Origin of the sequence: Streptomyces sp. NPDC002130 (assembly GCF_040296465.1) — a bacterium.
Classification (GTDB): Bacteria; Actinomycetota; Actinomycetes; order Streptomycetales; family Streptomycetaceae; genus Streptomyces.
Genome location: NZ_JBEOXI010000798.1, coordinates 1 through 1,492 on the forward strand (window position 1 = coordinate 1; position 1,492 = coordinate 1,492).

The 1,492-nt window shown below is 67.1% G+C and carries 2 protein-coding genes; both read right to left on the reverse strand.

From position 1 onward, the window contains the following. Nucleotides 1-143: 143 nt before the first annotated feature. The gene (locus ABT116_RS45635; protein WP_351647024.1) at nt 144-614 is read right to left on the reverse strand and encodes an ABC transporter ATP-binding protein; all 471 of its coding nucleotides are present in this window, start codon (nt 612-614) and stop codon (nt 144-146) included. Continuing rightward, the coding region (locus ABT116_RS45640; RefSeq protein WP_351647028.1) for a FecCD family ABC transporter permease at nt 611-1,492 on the reverse strand (882 nt) is incomplete at its 5' end. The genes ABT116_RS45640 and ABT116_RS45635, both read right to left, overlap by 4 nt.

The following is a 1,492-nucleotide window of genomic DNA, read 5'->3' on the forward strand; positions in this document are numbered from 1 at the left end:
GTGGTGTAGTTGGTGCGCGCCCGCGACGAGCGGATCGACGACGCCGTTCTGGCGGCAACCCTGGAGTTGTTGGGGGAGAACGGATATGCGGAGCTGTCGATCGGTTCGGTGGCGACGAGAGCGGGCGTGCATCGACCCGCCATCTACCGGAGATGGCCGTCGAAGCGGCATCTGGCGCGTTGGCGCTCCCCACCCGAGAGCGTGTGCCACGAACGGTCCAGCATGCCGCCGAGATCGGTGTGTTCGATCGCAGCGCGGACGGCGTCGCGGTCGGAATCCGACTGCCCGCCCCATAGTCCGCGATGCGGTGTGCGTCCGAGTTCGACGACCTCGGCTACCGTCAGGTCGATCTCGGTGTTGCTGTGCTGATCGACGGTGGCAATCCGGCGCGCGACATCGCGGCGTTTCCAGTCAGGCAACGGAGTTCGGTCCAGAGCCACCACACCGGACGTCGGACGGTTCTGCCCGGCAAGCAGTTTCAGCAGTGTCGACTTACCCGAGCCATTGGGGCCGAGGAGTCCTACCGTGCTTCCGACGATGGGGGACACGTCGAGGTCGTCGACTATGAGCGCCTCGCCGACCCGCCAGCTGACACCGGTTGCTTCGAGTGTCATGGCCTGGCCTTCCGTCTCCAGAGGATGACGGCAAACGCAGGCACACCGACCAGCGCGGTCACCACGCCGGCCGGGAGTTCCTGCGGTGCAATGGCTGTGCGTGCCACAGCGTCGACCCAGACCAGGAAGATGGAGCCGATCAGTGCAGACGCGGGCAGGAGTCGGCGGTGGTTCGACCCGACGAGGGCCCGTGCCGCATGAGGGAGGACGAGGCCCACGAAGCCGATGGCGCCAGCGACGCTCACGATCACCGCGGTCATCAAAGCTGTTGCCAACAAAAGGGTCACGCGCACCCGCCACACGTTCACTCCCAGTGACGCCGCCGCGTCTTCACCGAAGGCGAAGGCGTCGAGTGCGCGGGAGTGAGTCAGACAGACCACGAGGCCGACTGCGACCACCGCAGCGCAGAGCGCGACGTCGAGCCAGTCGGCGCCGCCGAGTGAGCCCAGGAGCCAGAACATCACGCCGCGGGTCTGCTCGGGATCGGCCGAGGTGATGACGATGAACGAGGTGAGCGCGGAGAACAGTTGGGTCGCGGCGACACCGGCCAGGATCACCCGATCCGGCGTGCCGCCGGCCGCGTGGGCGAGCAGCAGCACAAGGGCAAAGGAGATCACCGCGCCGATGAAGGCGCCGCTCGACAGGCCGATCACTCCCGACCCCACTCCGAGGATCACGATCAGTACGGCACCGGTCGAGGCGCCGGACGAGATGCCGAGGACAAACGGATCGGCCAGTGGATTGCGAAGCAGCGACTGCATGATCGCTCCACACAACCCGAGACCGGCACCGCAGAGCGCGGCGAGCAGAGTACGCGGCAGACGGAGATCCCACACGATGCCGTCGCGGATAGGTGTGACGTCCGCCGCGGTACCTCC

Coding starts and splice junctions, on each gene's coding strand:
- ABT116_RS45635 (WP_351647024.1), bottom strand. CDS start 614: ATGACACTCGAAGCAACCGGTGTCAGCTGGCGGGTCGGCGAGGCGCTC.